The sequence below is a fragment of the Butyricimonas sp. genome (assembly GCF_019423355.1).
GTDB classification, from domain to species: Bacteria; Bacteroidota; Bacteroidia; order Bacteroidales; family Marinifilaceae; genus Butyricimonas; species Butyricimonas faecihominis.
Window position 1 is genome coordinate 251,133 of sequence record NZ_JAHZBP010000004.1, and the last position, 20,252, is coordinate 271,384.

Genomic DNA, 20,252 nt, shown 5'->3' on the forward strand with positions numbered 1-20,252 from the left:
TACGGGTGCTAAGTTACGAAAAAAAAGAAGGGGAAAAGATACTTTTGTCTATATTTGGGTTTAAAATTTGTGTTGTTGTGTTTAATCGAATAATGTGTTGCTATGCGGAAACAAAAGATTTGGTTATTTCTCGTGTTTTTTCTCCCGGTGATTTCCGTTTGTGGGGATGGGGTTTACAAGAAGAGTGGGAAGGGATTTCGGGACCTGAACAAGAATGGCAAGCTGGATCCTTACGAGAATCCGGCAGAGAGCGTGGAGGTGCGTTTGCAGGACTTACTCCGGCAAATGACGCTGGAAGAAAAAGTGGGACAGTTGGCTCATACCTTAGGCTGGAATTATTACGAGAAGGATGAAAATGGTCAGGTTCGGTTGACGGACTTGTTTCGGTCGGATCTGAAAAATCGTTATATCGGGTGTTTTTGGGCAACGCTGAGGGCTGACCCGTGGACCCGAAAGACTTTAAGGACGGGCTTGTCCCCGCGGGAGGCGGCAGAGATGACGAATGCCATGCAGCGTTACGCACGGGATAGCACTCGTTTGGGAATTCCCTTGTTTTTGGCGGAAGAGTGTCCGCACGGGCATATGGCTATCGGGACGACGGTGTTTCCCACGGCTATCGGGAGGGCAAGCACGTGGAACACGGAACTGGAGGAGCGAGTGGCCGAAATCGTGGCATTGGAGGCCCGTTTACAAGGGGGACATATCGGTTACGGGCCTGTGCTGGATGTTGCCCGGGAATTGCGTTGGTCTCGAGTGGAAGAGGGATACGGGGAAGATCCTTTCTTGAGTGGGAGTATGGGAAGTGCTTATGTCCGGGGGGTACAGGGAGGAAACGTGGGGAGTGGCGAAAATGTTATAGCCACGTTGAAACACTTCACGGCTTACGGGGTGCCTGAAGGCGGGCATAATGCCGGGATGGCTCATGTGGGAGTGCGGGAATTGTTGACAGAGTTGTCCTATCCTTTCGAGATGGCAGTGAAAGCGGGGGCGTTATCATTGATGACGGCCTATAACGAGGTGGATGGGATTCCTTGTACGGCGAATCCATTCCTGACGAATCAGCTTTTACGGGATCAGTGGGGATTTGCGGGATTCGTGGTTTCGGATCTCTACTCGATAGACGGGTTGATATCGCAGCGAGTGGCAGCCAGCCGGGAAGAGGCTGGGATATTAGCTTTACGTTCGGGAGTGGATTCTGATTTGGGTGGAAATTGTTTTAGTACCGATTTGGTGAAAGCTTGCCGGGAGGGGCGATTGGCTGAGGCTGACATTGACCGGGCCGTGAGTCGTATTTTACGGTTAAAGTTTAAAATGGGATTGTTTGATAATCCATACGTGAAGGTGAAGAAGGCAGAAAAGCTGATCGGCACGCCCGGGCATCGGGAGGTGGCGAGGGAAGTGGCTCGCCAGTCTGTTGTGTTGCTGAAAAATGAAAATCAATTGTTACCCTTGTCGAAGGAGGTGAAACGGGTAGCGGTTATCGGGCCGAATGCAGATAATGTTTATAATCAGTTGGGAGACTATACGGCACCACAGGCACCCGGTTCGGTAATTACTGTACTCGAAGGTATCCGGCAAAAGTTGCCCGGTGCGGAAGTCCGTTACGTGAAAGGGTGTGCCGTGCGGGACACGTTGGACACGTCGATCGGGGAGGCTTGTGAGACTGCAAAAAATTCCGATGTTGTTGTGGTGGTTTTGGGGGGCTCTAGCGCACGGGATTTTGAAACGGATTTCTTGGAGACAGGGGCTGCCGTTGCGAATGAACGCAAGGAGAGTGACATGGAGTCAGGAGAGGGGTTTGACCGGATTGGTTTGTCGCTGATGGGCAAACAAGTGGAATTATTGAAAACGTTATATGCCACGGGTAAGCCCGTCGTGCTGGTCATGATTCAGGGGCGTCCCTTGGAGTTGAACTGGGCCGCGGAACATATCCCGGCGATTTTAACGGCTTGGTATCCGGGCGGTGAGGGTGGTCGGGCCATTGCGGACGTGTTGTTCGGGGATTATAACCCTGCCGGACGGCTCCCCTTGTCTTATCCTCGTCACGTGGGGCAATTACCCGTGTATTATAATCATAAATCTGCCGGACGACATGATTATGTGGAGGGAACTGCTGCCCCATTATATCCTTTCGGGTACGGGTTGAGTTACACGACTTTTGTTTACGAGGGGATTGATGTGCGTGTCGAGGGGGATTCGGTTCGGGTTTCGGTAGATGTGAAGAATGTGGGAGGACGTGCTGGAGATGAGGTGGTTCAATTGTATTTGCGGGACGAACAGGCATCGGTGGTTACTCCTTTCATGCAGCTCAAGGCTTTTCAACGGGTTCATTTGACTTCGGGAGAATCCCGGAGGGTTGAATTTGTCCTTACAGAAGAACATTTACGAGTGCTTGACACCTCGTTGAACTGGCGGGTTGAGCCGGGATGGTTCACGGTGATGATCGGGGCTTCATCACAAGATATTCGGCAAAGGACTAGATTTAGAATAGATTGATCGCCTCTTGGTTTCATCGTTCTTATTCCTTGGGCTATCTTTGCGTTACATCAAAGGTACTCTTTTGGCATAACAATAACACGACATAAATATAAGAATGTGTTTATGCGGTGTTATTGTTATGTTGATGCTATGTTTATGATATAGCGAAAGGATAACCCAATCATGAATCAAGGGAAGTTTTGGGATAATCCCATGTTATATTCTTTCCGATGAACAGGTTTTTTGACCGCTATTATCGGTAAGTGATTTCAACAACATGATCTATGTCCGTGGGGACACTTCCCAGTTGTAGCAAGATTCCTTCTTTTGTTTTGGTGTATTTCACCGGAGTTTTGTCCTTGAAATGCACGATGGTCTTCACTTTTTTATTGGTGATCGGGAGTAAAAGCTGGTCTTTATTCAAATTTAGAATGTGAACGTAGAGTTTATTTCCTTTTTGGGTCGTGACTCCCCAGTCTTGGTGAGGGATGGTTCCGGCACGGGTTCCTTGGATAGTTTCACCATAGGTGCGCATCCATTCTCCGATTTCTTTCAAGTGCGTAACTGATCCTTCGGGAAAATCTCCACCCGGACGGGGACCCACGTTTAATAATAAGTTTGCATTGTTCCCTGCGGCACCCACCAGCGTGTGGATGAGTTGTTTCGTGGATTTGAAATTTCGGTCGTTGATGTTGTAGCCCCACGTGTTATTCATGGTCTCGCAGCTTTCCAACGGTAGGGCGCTGATTTCTGCATCGGCAGAGTACCCGGCTTTGTTTTGTCCCGGTAGATCCCGTTCGAACATTTGGAAATCTTCCCCGTCAAAAGGGGCTTTGTGATGGTTATTCCCGATCAGGCATCCCGGTTGAAGGCGGTGGATCAAGGTGTATTGTCTTTCCAGTTGCCAGTCCGCGTCGGGTTTATCCCACCAACCGTCGAACCAGATACCACCGATCGGGCCGTAATTGGTAAGTAATTCGGTTAACTGGGCATCCATGAATTTCAAGTAATCTTCCCACGTGCCGGAAGGGGTACGACCCGTGTTCCGTCCCGTGCGTCCCCACGGGTAATAATCCGGACGGTGCCAGTCGATATGGGAATAGTAGAAGAATAATTTAAGCCCGTGTTTCTGGCAGGCTTCGGCCAATTCCTTGATAACATCCCGTTTGAAAGGGGTAGCCTTGACAATATTGTAATCTGATTGTTTCGTGTCGAACATCGAGAATCCATCGTGATGGCGGGAGGTGAAACAGATGTATTTCATGCCGGCGTCCTTGGCGATACGGACCCACTCGTCGGCATTGAATTTGGAGGGGTAGAACCCGTCAGCCAGTTTTTGGTACTCCGCCTCGTTCAGGCTTTTATTGGTTAACACCCATTCGCCGTCGGCTAGCATGCTGTATATTCCCCAGTGGATGAACATACCGAACTTGGCATCCCGGAACCATTCCCGGTTGGTAAGGTTTTCTTGTGAAGGAACGTATTTCTCTTGGGCAGAGCAAAATACGACGGTTAATAATAAGAGCGTGGTAATGAATGTATTTTTCATGCTAAGGATTAGATTAAATTTTCACGAAGGTAATAAATGTGAAGAAAATGATCAAATGTTTAATAAATAAAACGGGAAAGGAGTGAAAGCCTGTTTATCGTGTCGCTTTTTGGAGATAGAAAATTAAGAGTTCCAGGTGTTGAGAGAAGTGGGAACGCAGGTGTTTGATCCCGTTGCGTAACAAGGTTTTGACGGTGTTGATCGAGATGTGGAGATCGTCGGCGACTTCTTGGTATTTCATATCCTGCATGAATACACGGGTAATGATTTTTTGGGTTTGATCGGGCATTTGTGCCAGTTCTTCTCTGATTTCCAGAAGGAGTTTTTCGTCAAACGTGATGGTTTCCTCGTCAATAATTTCTTGCTTTATAATGTCGATGTGGTAACGCATGACATCTTTTTTCTCTATTTTGTCCAAGCAAGCGTTTCTGACAGAATTGAAAAGATAGGTTTTTATCACCTTTTCGTCTGATAACAGAATATCTCTTTTTTCCCAACAACGAATAAAGACATCCTGCACGATGTCTTCCGCATCGGCCTCTGTCTCCAAGTAATTGAGGGCGTAAAGACACAAGTTCTTCGCGTATTTATCGAAGATGTGCTGCAAATCGTGGTCGAGATCGTTTTGATTTTTCATGAATTTATTTATCGTGCAAATCTAAAATATTTTATTGAATGAAACAATCGTATGTAGCTTGTAAAGTGGATAATTGTTGATTTTTGAAAAATAATGTGTTTGTTGATTCACCCGTTTTTTGCTTTTCCCGTCTTAGAGGTAAAATGAAATGATATGAACCGAATTTCGGATGATGTAATAGAACGGATTATTGATTTTTACTTGGGAGATATTTCCGAGCGAGAGAAGATGGATTTGGAGAGATGGGTGAAGGAGACTCCGGGGCAAGAGCAATGCTTTAAACAAACCCTGAAGATGTGTCAACGGTTGCGGTTAAGTTCACGTGAGGAACGGGCAGGGGGGATGAAGACCCGGATACAGGAAAAATGGCGGGAAGAAAGGTTGAAACGGCGGAGACGATTCGTGTGGGGCGTGATCTCGTCCGCGGCGGTGGTCTTACTGTTGGTGGGTATTTTCCACGTGTACTACACGAACCGGAAAGAACCGGTGCCGGAGACATTGCCTAAAATCAGTTTGTTGGAGAGTAAGCACGGGGAGAGAGAGGCTATTTTGCAATTTCCATCAGGGAACGAGGTCATGCTGGGTAGAGAGAATGATCGAACCGTGCCATTGGCGGAAGGGATTGTCTTGAAGAGTGATTCAGTGAAAAATCTGTTCCCTCAACCGGAGAGCGGGAAGGACGTGATGACAGAGGAATATCACACGGTGATTGTTCCCCGGGGAGGGGAGTATAATCTGACGCTGGCAGACGGAACGAACGTGTGGTTGAATTCCGATTCGAAGTTGAAGTTCCCTCTTCATTTTGTCGGGAATCAACGAGCCGTTTATTTGGAAGGGGAGGCTTTTTTTGAAGTGACTTCCGATTCGTTAAAGCCTTTTGTGGTGAAAACGGCGGAGGCAAATGTCAAGGTGTTGGGGACGTCGTTTAACGTGATGAATTACACGGATGAGGCGAAGGTTGAAGTGGCATTGTTAAAGGGGAAAGTGAAATTCGAGGATACACGGAATCGACAGACTCGTGCGTTGGTGCCGGGTGAGGTGGTCCGTATGGACAAGGCGAGTACTTCAATCGTTCTCACGAAAGAGGATGTCAGTCGGGTGAGCGCTTGGCGTACCGGGTATTTTTATTTCGAGAATATGTCGATGGAAGAGTTGGTCGTGAAGTTGGAACGCTGGTATCAAGTGAAATTCACTTTTGCCAGCGAGAAGGTGAAACAGATGCGTTTTACCGGGGCCGTGACGAGATACCGGGATCTGGAATACGTGTTGAAAATGATCGAGAAGACGAGGGATATTTCGTTTGTCGATTTCGGAGATCAGATTAAAATATATGAAAAATAAAATCCCGAAACGTGTTGCGACCACGCTCCGGGAGGTTTAGTAATACCGTAAATATTAACTAACTCGAAACAAAAGTATGAATAAAAAACGAAGAAACAGGCTTGTTGGACACAACAAGTTGTCAAAAATTTGTCAGGTTATGAAGTTAGGCGTTTTTTTGATGGTCGTGTTTATCACGAATGTAACGGCCGGCACGTTAGCCCAGAAGACGATGACCGTCACGGGGAGCCAGTTGAGTTTCAAGGAAATTTTTTCCGAGATTCATAAACAGACCGGTTATACGGTGGTGTATAATAATCACCGTTTGAATAGTGATTACCGCTTGAATGTGAATTTCAAGAATACTCGTTTGGACGTGGTGTTGCGTGAAATATTGGAGGGAACCGGGTTGACTTACGAGTTGATGGATGAATTTATCATCCTTTCTGCACTCCCGGCCGAACCGCAGAAAGGGAAAATTATCTTGGGAAAAGTCACGGATGGTAAGAAAATACCGATGCCGGGGGTGACCGTGCGACTGGATAGTGCGACGGTAGGGACGGCCTCGGACGTGAACGGGATGTTCCGCTTGTCGTTGCCGATGGAAAAGGGAACGCTTGTGTTCTCTTTTGTGGGCTACAAGACCAAGAAAGTGAATTTCAGTGCCGCGACGAGGGATACGATTCGGGTGGTTCTGGAGGAAGATGTGTCGGATCTGGACGAGGTGACGGTGGTTGCCTACGGTTCCCAGAAACGGAGATTGATGACAAGTGCCGTTTCCTCGATCAAGGGGAGCGAGATTCAGGAATTGCCGACGCATAGTCTGGAGAGTTTGTTGCAGGGACGGATGGCAGGAGTGGAGGTGAATAATCTCTCCGGCGCTCCCGGTGGTGGCGGGTCTATCGTGGCTATTCGTGGCTACACGAGTATCGGGGCAAAGGGAGAGGGTGAGGATCGGGAATACGGAACTCCTTTGTACGTGGTTGACGGAGTGCCTATTCAATCCTTTACGTCATCGGTTACCGGGGCTAACACGATTGCCGATCTTGACCCGGCAATGATCGAGTCGATAGAAGTGTTGAAAGATGCGGCAGCGGCGGCACTTTATGGTTCTCGTGCAGGGAACGGGGTCATACTGATCACGACCAAAAAAGGACGTGTCGGTAAAAGCCAACTTTCGGCAAAATTTTCTTATTCAGCTTCGTGGCTGCCCAAGACACCTGAAGTTACCGGGGGACACGGGGAACGTATGTATGCGCTTAACGCTTTGAAACGTACGGTTGAGCCTTATTATGATGTGAAAACCAAAGAATGGAAGGTGCCGACTTCTTACGAGGAGGTGTACAATCTGGTGGGGAAAGATATGGGACCGGTCTATAATTATTTTTGGGGTGGTAGAGATAAGATTGCTCCGGAGGTTCCTTATTTGCAAGATAGTTTGAATCCATTCTTTAATAATTCCACGGATTGGTGGCGGTATATGTACCGTACGGCTAAGGTGATAAATGCAAATTTACAGATGTCCGGGGGAAACGAGGCTATGCAATATATCGTGGGTGTTGGTTATTTTAAAGAGGAAGGGATTATCATCAGCTCTGATTTTCAACGGGCCACGTTATCCGCTAATATTTCATCTAAGCCGATGAGACATTTGAAGATGGATTTTATGAGTACTTTCACGTATAGCGACCGTAGTAGAGGGGAGGCAGAAAGAGGACTGAGTTCCAAGATACAAGGAATATCGGTTGATCCGAACCGGACTTCTTCGCTATTGCCGGGGGATAGTTACGTGAAGGAGTACATGATGGAAGATTTGAATTCCAAGATTGAGAAGAATAACAGTTACACGGCACGTTTGAATCTAAAACTGGATTATGAATTTATTCGTGATTTGCATTTGTCTGTTTCCGGTTCTCTTGATTTTAATCAACAGAATTTGAATAAATTTACTCCCAGTACGTTAGATCGGCAGAATCACTTTTCAAAATCGGAAGGTGATATTTCACGAAGCATTATGATGCTGAATGAGAATTTGTTGAATTATAAATTCAAGATAAAACATGATCACCAATTCGGTGTCTTGCTTGGGCTTTCTTTCGAAAAAGACCAAAAGTTCAATAATAGCGGATCCGGGTTGAAAGGGCCGAATGATTATGTGCATTACGTGGGAAAAGGTTGGGGAGGTGCTTCTAATATCGTGTATTCCGGAGGGTATGCTAAGGGGGCGTATACTTATGGCTCTTCTTTGACTGAGGAGACCATGTGTAGTTATTTCGGTCGGTTGTCTTATAATTATAAGGAGAAATATATTTTGGAAGGTACGATTCGGCGGGACGGATCCTCTGTCTTTGGAGAAAAGGTGCGTTGGGCAACATTCCCGTCCGTGTCTGCGGGGTGGGCATTTTCAGAAGAACCTTTTATGAAACGTTTTTATTGGTTGAGTTTCGGTAAACTTCGCGGTAGTTGGGGAACCTCCGGGCAAAAATTTTCCCAACCTTATTTGGCGCAAGGGCTGTTTTCGGCTTACGCGTATACTTTTCTCGGGCAATACGGTATGACCGCAAATAAGAAAGGCGGGCTGATTAACCGGAAGTTGTCTTGGGAATCAACCGACCAGTATAATTTAGGGTTGGATTTGGACTTGATGGACTATCGTTTTAAAATGGTTCTCGATTACTACTATCGTTACACGAAGGATCAGTTGAATCAGGTTGATTTGCCGGGTGATACTTATTTGTTCGATATGCAATGGCAGAATGTACTGGAAACTTCTAACGAGGGGATCGAGCTGGAGTTGCAGGCTAATATTTTGCGCGAGACTGCCGTGAAATGGCGGATGAAGTTGACAGCATCCCGTAACTGGAGTCGTTTCGAGAAGAGTTACACGGGTATGGATTATAAAGAACAGGTTATCGGGAAGCCGTTATATCAAATGCGGGCCTACAAGACTGACGGTTTTTATAATACTATGGATGAAGTTCCTTATATTTACTTGGCGAGTGGGGTGAAACAACCTTTGTATGACATGGGAATAAATGAAGGAATCTTTTATCCGGGGACTCGTCGAATTCTGGATCTAAACGGTGACGGGCAGATTACGGAGGATGACCAGTACTTTGCATCCAGCCCGCTGCCACAAATGCACGGGGGAATCTTTTGTGATTTACGATGGAAGGATTTTGATTTAAGCATGGCATTTAATTATTCGTTAGGCAGACATATATTGCGGGTATACGATGATTATAGTTTGCAGCCGTGGGAAACTCCTGAAAACTCTATCCGGGTGGACTTACGTAAGGTTCATGCGTGGGAGAATAAGAATACAAAGAATCCGAAATATCCCCGTTTGCAATCTTATAAGAATAATGGAGACCAATTTGTCGGGCTTTATGATAGTGATATCGAAAATATACATTTGTTGCGATTGAAACAGTTGACTTTAGGATATAATTTGAATGAGAATGTATCGAAAAAATTCGGGTTGTCGAGTGCTCGAATTTACGTGACGGCTGAGAATCTATTTTTACTATCCAATTATTCAGGATTGGATCCGGAGATCGTGAGTATTTTTGACGGAATTGATGCATTGGGATCTTATCCGCTACCACGTAAGTTTACGATCGGGTTGAGTGTTAATTTCTAATACAAAGAGTTATGAAGAAGATATGGATGTATTTATTTTTTCTACCATTGTTCGCTTGCGATGATTTTTTGACAGTAGAGTCGGAGAATGACGTGACTTATTATAGTTATTTCAAGACGGAACAGGATGTGGAAGCTGTTATTACGACTATGATGGCGATGGAAATTGATATGTGGGGATCTGTTATGAACGTCGATGTATTTGATATTGCAGCGTTACCATGTGATGAATATTGGAATGAAGACCAAAGGAATTTGGCCTTGACAGCATTCTCGATCATGGAAGGCGTGTCTTGGGGAGGTTATTATTCGATCATTGGACATGCTGATTTGTTAATTGATAATAGTTTCCGCTTTGGAGGAATGACAGAAGAGCGGAAAGAATTCTGGTTGGCTCAGGCTAATTTTATAAAAGCACTTTGTTATTTTAATATTGCCCGTAACTGGGGAGATGCCCCGATTCCGCCTAATTCCACGGCTACCGAACCTTTAGCGAAGAGTCCCGTGAAAGAGGTGTTGGGAAAAGCGATTGAATGTGCCGAGAAAGCGTTGGTTTTGCCAACGCATGAAAAGTTGGTCGATTCGTATGGTAACAAGTTAACCTCAAAGCAATATGCCAGCTTGGGAACGGTGAAAACATTACTGGCTAATATATATGCTTGGATGGGAGGACTTTACGGTGAGGAAAGTTATTGGGAGAAGGCAGAAAGGTATGCTTCGGATGTGATTGATGGTAAATGCGGCTTTTATAAACTAGAACCAACGATCGCCTTGTTGTTAGAGCGTACGCTTGGAAGGGTACGAGAGAGTGACGAAACCATTTTTTCAATAGAGGTTTCTGATAAAGATATGGATTATATGCAAATAGGATGGCTACAATATCTTTATCCGGGGATTTTATTGTGTACTTACCCGGAATTTGATTCTAGCCCGGAGCTTGCGGAAACAGGTTTTCCCCGTTATTTGGCGGCACGAATCTCGGTTGAAACCGTGGAAAATATGTTCCCGGAAGAGGATGATGCACGTAAAGAGTTATATTGGTATGATTTGGGAAATGTATTTTGGTGGAAAATTACGAAACGTGACGATGATGGTAATCCGATTGATTCTGTTAAAGTCATCTCCGATTACGCTTACTTTTATAAATGGCATGATGTGATTCGCTCTAAAATAGAAGGTAACAAAGGAGATGTTCAAAATGTGGAAGGGAATAGGGTGATTTGGAGATTGGCAGACTTGAAATTGTTGAGGGCGGAGAGCCGGGCCCGTTTGGGGCTGTCGACAGCCGTGGAAGATTTAAATGATGTGCGAGAACGAGCCGGGTTGGAGCCGTATGCCGGATCGACAGATAGCGAGGATTTGCGTCGGGAGATATTTAACGAGCGTGACCGGGAGCTGTTCGGTGAAGGGCAACGGTATTTTGATATTGTTCGTAACGGGTATTTGGACCGGCTTTCGGAAGCTTATCAGCAACTCACGGCTAAGGATATTGAAAATGGCGCTTTGTATAGGCCTGTTGCTCAACGGTCTTTTAATAATAATGAATTGATGACACAAAATAAATATTGGTTATGGAGAAGATAAATGTATTTTTCAAGTGTTTGGTTGTGGCCACTCTCGTTATTTTGAGTGCCTGTACGGATTACCAATATATTGATACCGGTTTGGCAAACGGTAAGCATGATTGTACCGTGTGGGAGTATTTGCATAGTCAGCCGGATGATTGGGATTCCACGATTATTATGATCGAACACGCCGGGATGAAAGAGTATTTTGATGGCTCAAGGCAGAATGAACAAATTACCTTTTTCGGGATTACAAATTTGAGTATATTGGCATATATGCTTGATTACAAGGAGGCACATCCGACAAAACCGTGGAAGACGGTTCGGGATATTCCGGTAGAGACCTGTCGGCATATACTGAAACGCCTTATTATCCCTCAGCGATTGGTGGTTGAGGATATTCCGAGGGGACGTTTGGAGGCAGTCCGGGGTGGTTATACTGAAGTTGAAGGAAAAGTTTGTAAGACGCTTGAGGGAGAGATGTTCGTCTATACTTACCGGGAGGATTATAATTATATCCCGGAAAAGGGAGAAATTGGTTTGTATGTCTATCTACATGGCTCCGGTAATAGTGATGCCAACCGAAGTGTGTCAACCGATATTCAAATGAGTAACGGGGTGGTACACGCCTTAAGTTATGGTTTTAGTCTAGAAGGATTATAAAGTGTATATGATGAGAACAATATATTTATTGATAGCTTTTGCTGGTTTGTGCATGACTAGTTGTCAAGAGGTTACAATCGGTTATTTGAAAACGGAACATGCCAAGTATTCTATTGATACGTTATATGTTGGCGAAAGAAGTATTCTTGAACAGATTGAGGCAATGGAATTACAGTACCCGCCGGAGTTGAAAGAGATGGCTTTGGCGTATCGTGAATTGAAAGTCTTGGAGGAGGAAATGGATGGTATATATGCGGAGAGTGATGCTTTGGAGGAGGAACTGGCATCTTTGGACGAAGAGACTGATGCGGGGCGGATGGAAGAGATATATACCCGGTTGGGTGAGATTGATGAATGGTTCTATCATTATGATGAGTTGGATGGTATTTACGGTAATGGCATGGACGTGTTTTGGGATGAAGGATACGATGACATTGATCCGATATGTGATGAATATATTGGGTTAATAACTAAGATTGAAGATGCTATTCCTTGGTCAACTTCTACGATCGAGGGTGTTCTGGGAACACAACCTATTATGTATTCGATTGCAGATGTAACTTCGACAGATGGTAATGCAGACCTTTTTAAAGAAGAACTTGTGATGCAAGGAGGTGGGCGAATGCAACTTCCGTTTGCCTGTAAAGCTCCCAAAGGAACCTATCGTATTGCAATTATTATAGAAAACGAGGGATATTCCCATCGTTTGGATAATGTGTTTACGTTTATAATAGATTAACTCACCGTATTTCGATGTGGTGTGGACTGCCTAATTCCAAACTTGGTTAGGCAGTCCTTCTTCTTGTATAGAAGGCTGTTTGCTTCACAATACGGAAATGAAATCGAGTGTGAAAGAAAATAATTTGAAATAAATTTGCAAAAACGCTTGAATATCCGAAATAAAGCGTACCTTTGTCTCAGATTGAATTGAATCATTTGTATTTAAATCTCTTTCCTAGCATGTATTTGTATCGTTAAGTAGACTTTCTATCATTGTCCAATCTCAATCGTTTTTATTAATTAATCAAAAATTGTACTTGATGAACATTTACATTTCAAATTTAAGCTATGGCGTTGATGACGCAGATTTAAACACGTTGTTTGCTGAATACGGTGAAGTTACTTCAGCTAAAGTTATTATGGACCGGGAAACTGGTAGATCAAGAGGATTCGGTTTTGTTGAGATTGCTGACGAGGCAATGGGACAAAAAGCAATCGATGAATTGAACGGTGCTGAATATGACGGTAAGGTAATTAACGTTAACGTGGCTAAACCGAGAGAAGAAAGATCAAACGGTGGAGGTCGCGGAGGATATAACAGAGGTGGCGGAAGTCGCGGAGGTTATAATTCAAATAGAAGATATTAAGATATTATATATTCTGAAGGAAAGAGGCTTGGAAACGAGCCTCTTTTTTGTGTTAAATATTTAATAGCCAGAATAATAAACCAGTCGGAAGGTAATCTGCCAGTTCTTGGCGGAGTTTTTTCAAGGCAACTTCGATGTGTTTTTCTGCCGTGCGGGGAGAGATTTCCAATTCTTCGGCAATTTGGGCGATACTTTTACCATCGAAACGATTCATAATGAAAATCTTTTGGCATTGAGGGGGAAGTTGACGGATTGCCTTTTCAATATGTTCCCGAAGTTCTGATTCCACGTAATATTCCCAAGTGAGTAATCCGGTAATGTCCCCTTTTTGTAAAAGTTGCTCTTGGTACTCGTTGCGTACCTTTAATTGTTCCAAGTGATTCAGGCAACGGTTGCGGACGGATGAGAAGAGGTAGGCTTTCGCAGATTCCATGAGGAGTGAATCTTTTTTTTCCCAAAGAGTGATAAAAACGTCATGCACGATGTCTTCCGAGATCTCGATCTGGTTCGTGAAACGATTAGCATACACGATTAATCCTGAATAGTACAGGTTAAATAAGGATTCGAACGTCTTTTTCTCTATGTTTATCATACATCAGGTTTCCTACATCAAAACAAATTTAGAATTAATATTTTGATATTGATAAAATAAAAATGTAATTTTTTCGAGAATGTGACTACGTGTATTTTTTACTTGATCTGTCTTGGTTATATAAAGAGAAGAAAAATATGAGAGAGAAAGATCAAATCGAGAAGAATGACACGGAATATGATGAAGCCCGATTGGAGGAAACATTAGATATTTTCATGCAAATGCGGGCTGTGGATAAAGCGAAAGGTTACCGTAAAATCGTGGAACCCGTGAATCGCAGAGCCCGTCGCCGGCAATTTATTTTATTGAGTCGATACGCTGCAGTTATTGTCGTGATCGTGGTGGTGGGTATAATTTGGGGAGTGCGGGGGAGAGTTGACCACGCTGTTCCGGTGATTCAGGTTCAAGAGATTACTCCGGGAGAGATGAAAGCCAAGCTTATTTTAGCGACGGGAGAAAATGTCCTTTTAGATACTTTGTCCTTAAGAAGAACTGTTATTCAGGAGGCAGGGGTTACGATTCAAAAGGCCAATGGGGTTTTAACTTATGAACATTCGGGTAAAGAGGACGTTCATTCTGTGGAAGTTGTTTACAACACGCTAGAAGTGCCTAGAGGTGGGGAGTATGATGTAGTGCTGGAAGACGGTACGCGGGTGTGGTTGAATGCAGACTCCCGGTTGAAATACCCGGTTGTTTTTCCCGGTAATGAACGTCGGGTAATTTTGGAAGGTGAGGCATATTTTGAAGTGGCAAAAGACACGAATCGTCCTTTTTGGGTGGAAACAGGCGTACAATCATTGAGGGTGTTAGGAACGGCATTTAACGTGTATGCTTATCCGGATGAGGCAGATATTTACACAACATTGGTACACGGAAGTGTGGCTGTATCTGTTGAGAAACAAGGAAATGAACAGATCCTTGTGCCGGGGGAACAAGCTGTTTGTCATGTGGATAGAGGAAATTTTACGGTTAAAAAGGTTGATGTACAACAGGTGGCAGCTTGGAAAAAGGGGGTGTTTGTATTTGAAAATCAGAATTTGGAGCAAATCATGTTGAAATTGGCTCGTTGGTATAATGTGATGGTGTTTTTTCAAAATGAAGGTGCTAAAGCGATCGAGTTTAAAGGGAATTTACCCAAATACAGTAATTTTAAATCGATATTACAGGTGATAGAAAAGAGTAGTAATGTAAAATTTGATGTTCAAGGGCAAACAGTTGTCGTGAGTATATAAAAAAATCGGGGGAATTTGACAGCTTCCCCCAAGATTTGAAAACATCTGTTGACAGCAGATGTAATGTTAAATAAAATCATAAACAAAGTTATGAAAAAAAAGATCGGATGTGAACATTTTCCGGAAGGAAAATGGCGAAAAATTTTATTGATTATGAAGTTGAAGCTTTTTATTTTGTTATGTTGCATTCACACGTTAAGTGCCACGACTTATTCTCAGGATCAGAAGCTGGATGTGAAGTTCGAGAATGAATTGATCGTGTCGGTGCTTGATTACTTGAAAATGCAAACAGGGTATCAATTCTTTTTCCAAAAGGGAATCGTATCTGAGACGGAGAAAATTACGGTGGTCTTAAAGAATGCCACCTTGAATGAAGTGTTGGATAAGGTACTGAAGGATCATGGGTACTCTTACGAGGTGCTAGATGGCGTGATTGTCGTGCGACGAATGGAAGAACAAAAACAGGAGAAAAAAACGCTTGTCGGTATTGTTACAGACCAGAAAAAAGTACCGATGCCGGGAGTTACCGTGAAAATTTTTGGTACAAACATTGGAACGGCGACGAATGCTAAAGGGCAATTTTCTTTAACTTTACCCATGGCGCAAGGAGCATTGGAGTTTTCTTTTGTCGGGTATAAATCTCAGAAAGTAAATTTTACCGGAAGAACGAAAGATACGCTTCGTATCGTGATGGTGGAAGATATTCAGGCATTGGATGAGGCAGTTGTGGTGGCTTACGGAACGACGAATAAAAGAGAAATGACCGGGGCCGTGTCAGTTGTCAAGGCCGAAGAGTTACAAGGAATACCGGCTTCGGATATAGCCTCTCTTTTACAAGGACGGGTTGCCGGTTTGGATATTACGAATATGTCCGGGGCACCGGGAGGTGGTGGAACAGCTATCACGATTCGGGGATACAATTCTTTGGATGTGGAGCAAGGACGGCGGTTTTCTAATCCTTTGTGGGTGGTTGATGGGGTTCCGTTAAATTCTTTTGCTTCTCCGATTACCGGTACTAATTTACTGGCAGACATTAATCCGGATATGATTGAATCGGTTCAGATATTGAAGGATGCTTCTTCGGCTTCTATCTATGGTTCTCGTGCTGCCAACGGGGTGATTATCGTGACAACTAAAAAAGGAAAGAAGAATCAAAAAGCAACCTTTTCGATCAACGCATCTCAATCTTGGGGTATCGTTGCTGAATTTCCCACGATGGTTATTGGAAAAGGGGAACGTGATCTGCGTTTTAAAACGCTTGAAGGAACGCAATTAGCTTATTTAGATAAGACGACCAAGCGATATAAATATCCCTTGTCCAATGAGGAAGTTTTTTGGAATGATCAACATGCATCTTATGATTATTTCTTTTCTGCCCAGCCGGGCAATCCCGTAACATTGATTTATCAAGATAGTCTGAATGCTTTTTATAATAATGCAACGAATTTTTTCCCGGCTTATTTCCGAACAGGGAAAGTGACAAATGCTAATATTCAAACTTATGGTGGAGGGGAAAGGATGACTTACGGGATTGGTTTGGGGTATTATAATGAAAAAGGGGTATTTGTCGGAACCGGATATAATCGTATGGATTTGAATTCTTCTTTGAATGTAATGCCGGTCAATCGGGTAAACGTGGATTTACGTTTTAATGCAACATTGACGAATCGGGACCGCGGGGAAAAGGTGGAGGGTTTTGGTACGGCCCCAATGGTCGAAGGAGTACCGGGTGATCCTTTCTGGCAGAGTACGTTATTGCCGGGTAAAGGAACTGAGGCTTGGGAGGCTACGATTGATAAATTGAAAGGAACAAAAGAAAAGAACCGTTCTGTTCGTTTACGAACTAATTTTAAAATAGGGTACGAGATTATTGAAGGATTAAGTGTTTCAACTTCCTTGGCAACAGATTATTCTATCCATCGTAGAAATTATTTTCAACCTTCTTACTTGAGTGGTAAAGGGTATTCGATGAGCTTGGGTGAAACGGGGATAAACCTGATGGTGTTGAACGAAAATTTGTTATCCTATCGAAAAACGATAGGCGAAGATCATACTTTTGATTTTCTCGCTGGATTCTCTTATCAATATGATCAGATGGAATATAACGGGGGAACGGCTGAGAATTCTCCAAGTGATAAGATTTATTATGCACCGAGTGGATTGCCGGATTTGGGACAGGAAGTAAATGAATGGTCGGGAGAAACGGTCCCGGTGGCTTTTCAGCATTACCAGTCAAATATGGAGGAACAGAAACTATACTCCTATTTTGGACGTTTGGAATATAATTATCGCTTGAAATACTTGTTGTCTCTGAGTTTCCGTCAAGATGGGAGTTCCGTGTTCGGGCGGAATAATAAATGGGGAACTTTTCCCTCTGTGGCTGCCGGATGGAGCTTTTCAGAGGAGCCTTTCATTAAAGATAATTTGGGTTGGCTTTCGTTCGGGAAGTTGCGGGCTAGTTGGGGACGTTCCGGTAAAATGTTCGAATACCCTTATTTGGCTTACGGTTTGATGGGTCCCGGAGAGTTTTCACATCAAGGGAATCCGACTTTGGAACCAGTGTATAATGGAGGACTTTATAATGAAGATCTTTCTTGGGAAGAAACCGATCAGTATGATTTCGGTTTAGATGTTGATCTCTTTGAGTACCGATTAGGTATTGTTCTTGATTATTATTATCGATATACGGATAAGTTGTTGTATCAGGTCGGACTTCCCGGGGATTATAATGGTTTTATGTCCCAATGGGCGAATGCGGCCGCTTTGTCGAATGAAGGACTTGAATTGTTGATTAAATATGAAATATTCCGTCGTTCTGATTTGTATTGGAAAATTTCTGTAAATGGAGCTAGAAATTGGAACAGGATTGAAAAATCATATAATGGCAAAGATTTGGGATTTGGAATTACAGGTAAGCCATTGAATCGAATCTCAGGATATAAAACGAATGGGTACGTGCAAAAACAGGAGGATCTTCCTCTATATTTCACGGCACAAGGTGAAAGTTGTTATCCATATTCTTTAATGGGAGGTTCCTATTCTTCTTTTTATCGTCCGGGAGATTATTATTACGTGGATGTGGATGGTGATGGTGTGATTTTTAATGATGGTGTATTTTTAGGAAGTGCTTTACCTATTATAAGTGGGGGAATTGTAAATGAATTCCGGTGGAAAAACTTTGATTTGAATTTTTCCATGCATTATTCCATCGGGCGGCACATGGTGAATCAGTTACCTTCCATATCTTTGGCATTCTCAACTGATCCGTCCCAGAAATATTACAAGCATCCCGTATTCGTGGATATAAATAAAACGACTTTCTGGCAGCAAGAAGGGGATGATTCGGATTATGCCCAATTACGTCTTGGGAGTGAGGGGTATGTCTTAGACAGACAAGTAGAAAAGGTGAATTATTTGAAATTGAAAACATTGACTGTTGGTTATAATCTGCCCAAATCGTTGATCTCTAAATGGGGAATGGAGCAATTACGGGTATTTGTGAGTGGAGAAAATCTTTTGACTTTTTCCAATTATTCAGGGATGGATCCTGAAGTTGTGAGTATTGTAAACGGGGTAGATGACGGAATGAGTTATCCATTAGCCCGGAAGTTTACTTTAGGTCTAACTGTAAAATTCTAGTTATGTGTAAAATACAATATTTTGTAATAATGCTTTTCGGTTTATGTTTATTGTGTGGATGTGAGGATGCGTTGACCGTGAAGCCAGAAAATTCACTCACCTATGAAAACGGTTTGAGTACTCCGAAAGATTTCGAATCCTTTATCAATGGGGTGGATAAAGCTCTAAAAGTGTTGACTTACACGAATGAACCGAATCTTCAAATAAAGAAAGGTGTGTATGTCGATGACTATTACGATGATTCTGAAATGGAATGGTCCCAGACATTAAGTTTTCCTTCTTCTGAACTTTCATATTGGAATACCCGGAGTTGGCAGATATATTATCAACCGATAGCTAATGCAAATGTCGTGCTCGCTTATGCGGACGTGGCAGATTTATCTTCAGAGGAGCGTAATTTGTACAAAGGACAGGCTTGGTTTTATAAGGCTTTATTATATTTGGAAATTATCCGTCAATGGGGAGATTGTATGTTGATTCGAGATCAGGTCGAGCTATTGCCGACGGCGAAGACGAATTGGGATGAGGTGGCTGATTACGCGATTGATCTAGCAACGAAAGCTGCTGAGGTATTACCCGAGTTTGATAAAATCAGAATGGCAAACGGGAATGTGGCAACGTATAAATCCACCCCTTGCAAAGGAAGTGCAAATGCTTTATTGGCACATCTCTGCGCTTGGAAAGCGGGAGGGAAATATTTTGCTCACGATGATGCTTATGATGAAATGGAGTTATGGAAAAAGGCTGAAGAGGCGTGTACACGGGTTATTACTTCCGGCCAGTATGGTTTGGCGGCAAATCCGGAAGAAGTATGCGCAAGCGTGTTGTTAGGGGATAGTCGGGAGAGTATTTATGAAACGATTACACGTAATTTTTGGAACGAGGAGAGACTTCCTATGGGGCCTAAACATATTGTAGAGGACTATGCAGGATGGCCAATAATTCCGACAATACAGCCTTCGTCTGTTGCGTATAATGTTTGTCGTATAAAGGCCTCTTCCATGAAGGAGATGTATCTTCAAAATGATTTACGTCGGGAAGCTTATTTTTATAAATTGGATTCCATGAGCCATGATACGTTATTACCTGTGACCGGAGGGTATGCTTATTTGTACAAGTTTCGCAAATTTTACACGGAAAGGACGGACGACGGGTATATCATGGTACGCGGTTTGGATCAGAATAAAATCTGGTGGCGTTTGGCGGATATTTATTTGTTGCGTGCGGAATGTCGAGCCCGTTTAGGAGGTAGTTACATGGAGGGGGCGATTGATGATTTGAATAAAATTCGAGAGCGTGCCAATGCTAAACTCTACGATGCCTCGGAGTATGGGGGAGATTTGAGATACGCAATTTTTAAGGAACGGGAAAAAGAGCTGTTGTTGGAGGGACAACGCTATTATGATATTATTCGGAATGATTATGTCCGAATGGAATTGAAAGGGAATTACCAAACGGTAACCAATCAGGATTTGAAAGATGGAGCTTTGTTTTTGATGATTGGTGACGGGGCTTTCAGCCAGAATCCCTTGCTGCGACAAAATACGTATTGGCATCGACGTTTGTAA

General features: G+C 43.5%; 13 protein-coding genes. 10 read left to right on the top strand and 3 right to left on the bottom strand.

Going from position 1 to position 20,252, the window contains the following annotated elements:
• The first annotated feature begins 102 nt into the window (after positions 1-102).
• On the top strand, positions 103-2,496 hold the full coding sequence (locus tag QVC79_RS07535; protein ID WP_270592304.1) for a glycoside hydrolase family 3 C-terminal domain-containing protein: 2,394 nt from the start codon (positions 103-105) through the stop codon (positions 2,494-2,496).
• A 235-nt stretch (positions 2,497-2,731) separates the two neighbouring features.
• Here QVC79_RS07535 and QVC79_RS07540 read toward each other — a convergent pair whose 3' ends face one another.
• Positions 2,732-4,027 carry an alpha-L-fucosidase gene (locus tag QVC79_RS07540; protein WP_118304479.1) on the bottom strand — a complete coding sequence of 432 codons (1,296 nt, stop codon included), beginning with the start codon at positions 4,025-4,027 and terminating at the stop codon, positions 2,732-2,734.
• 94 nt (positions 4,028-4,121) lie between these two features.
• Positions 4,122-4,664, bottom strand: coding sequence for an RNA polymerase sigma-70 factor (locus QVC79_RS07545; protein WP_270592307.1), 543 nt, complete (start codon positions 4,662-4,664; stop codon positions 4,122-4,124).
• A 153-nt stretch (positions 4,665-4,817) separates the two neighbouring features.
• Here QVC79_RS07545 and QVC79_RS07550 point away from each other — a divergent pair, with 153 nt between their 5' ends.
• The 6 genes from QVC79_RS07550 (at position 4,818) to rbp (ending at position 13,221) form a co-directional block, all read left to right on the top strand.
• A complete protein-coding gene (locus QVC79_RS07550; protein WP_270592309.1) occupies positions 4,818-6,005 on the top strand; it encodes a FecR family protein in 1,188 nt (395 codons plus the stop codon).
• Between the two features lie 139 nt (positions 6,006-6,144).
• Positions 6,145-9,627, top strand: a complete 3,483-nt coding sequence (locus tag QVC79_RS07555; protein WP_124315606.1) for a SusC/RagA family TonB-linked outer membrane protein — start codon at positions 6,145-6,147, stop codon at positions 9,625-9,627.
• Between the two features lie 11 nt (positions 9,628-9,638).
• On the top strand, positions 9,639-11,210 hold the full coding sequence (locus QVC79_RS07560; protein WP_270592320.1) for a RagB/SusD family nutrient uptake outer membrane protein: 1,572 nt from the start codon (positions 9,639-9,641) through the stop codon (positions 11,208-11,210).
• Entirely contained in the window at positions 11,198-11,854 is a 657-nt protein-coding gene (locus tag QVC79_RS07565) for a hypothetical protein (protein WP_270592324.1), read from the top strand. The genes QVC79_RS07560 and QVC79_RS07565 overlap by 13 nt, the downstream gene beginning before the upstream one ends.
• A 10-nt stretch (positions 11,855-11,864) precedes the next feature.
• Entirely contained in the window at positions 11,865-12,593 is a 729-nt protein-coding gene (locus QVC79_RS07570) for an ABC transporter C-terminal domain-containing protein (protein WP_270592327.1), read from the top strand.
• Between the two features lie 301 nt (positions 12,594-12,894).
• On the top strand, positions 12,895-13,221 hold the full coding sequence (rbp, locus tag QVC79_RS07575) for an RNA-binding regulator (protein ID WP_124315610.1): 327 nt from the start codon (positions 12,895-12,897) through the stop codon (positions 13,219-13,221).
• Positions 13,222-13,273: 52 nt separating this feature from the next.
• Here rbp and QVC79_RS07580 read toward each other — a convergent pair whose 3' ends face one another.
• A complete protein-coding gene (locus tag QVC79_RS07580) occupies positions 13,274-13,813 on the bottom strand; it encodes an RNA polymerase sigma-70 factor (protein ID WP_124315611.1) in 540 nt (179 codons plus the stop codon).
• A gap of 137 nt (positions 13,814-13,950) precedes the next feature.
• Here QVC79_RS07580 and QVC79_RS07585 point away from each other — a divergent pair, with 137 nt between their 5' ends.
• From QVC79_RS07585 to QVC79_RS07595, 3 genes are all read left to right on the top strand, one after another.
• Positions 13,951-15,045, top strand: a complete 1,095-nt coding sequence (locus tag QVC79_RS07585) for a FecR family protein (RefSeq protein ID WP_124315612.1) — start codon at positions 13,951-13,953, stop codon at positions 15,043-15,045.
• A gap of 90 nt (positions 15,046-15,135) precedes the next feature.
• Complete coding sequence (locus QVC79_RS07590; RefSeq protein WP_270592338.1) at positions 15,136-18,684, top strand: SusC/RagA family TonB-linked outer membrane protein; 3,549 nt, start codon at positions 15,136-15,138, stop codon at positions 18,682-18,684.
• 2 nt (positions 18,685-18,686) lie between these two features.
• Complete coding sequence (locus tag QVC79_RS07595; protein ID WP_270592340.1) at positions 18,687-20,252, top strand: RagB/SusD family nutrient uptake outer membrane protein; 1,566 nt, start codon at positions 18,687-18,689, stop codon at positions 20,250-20,252.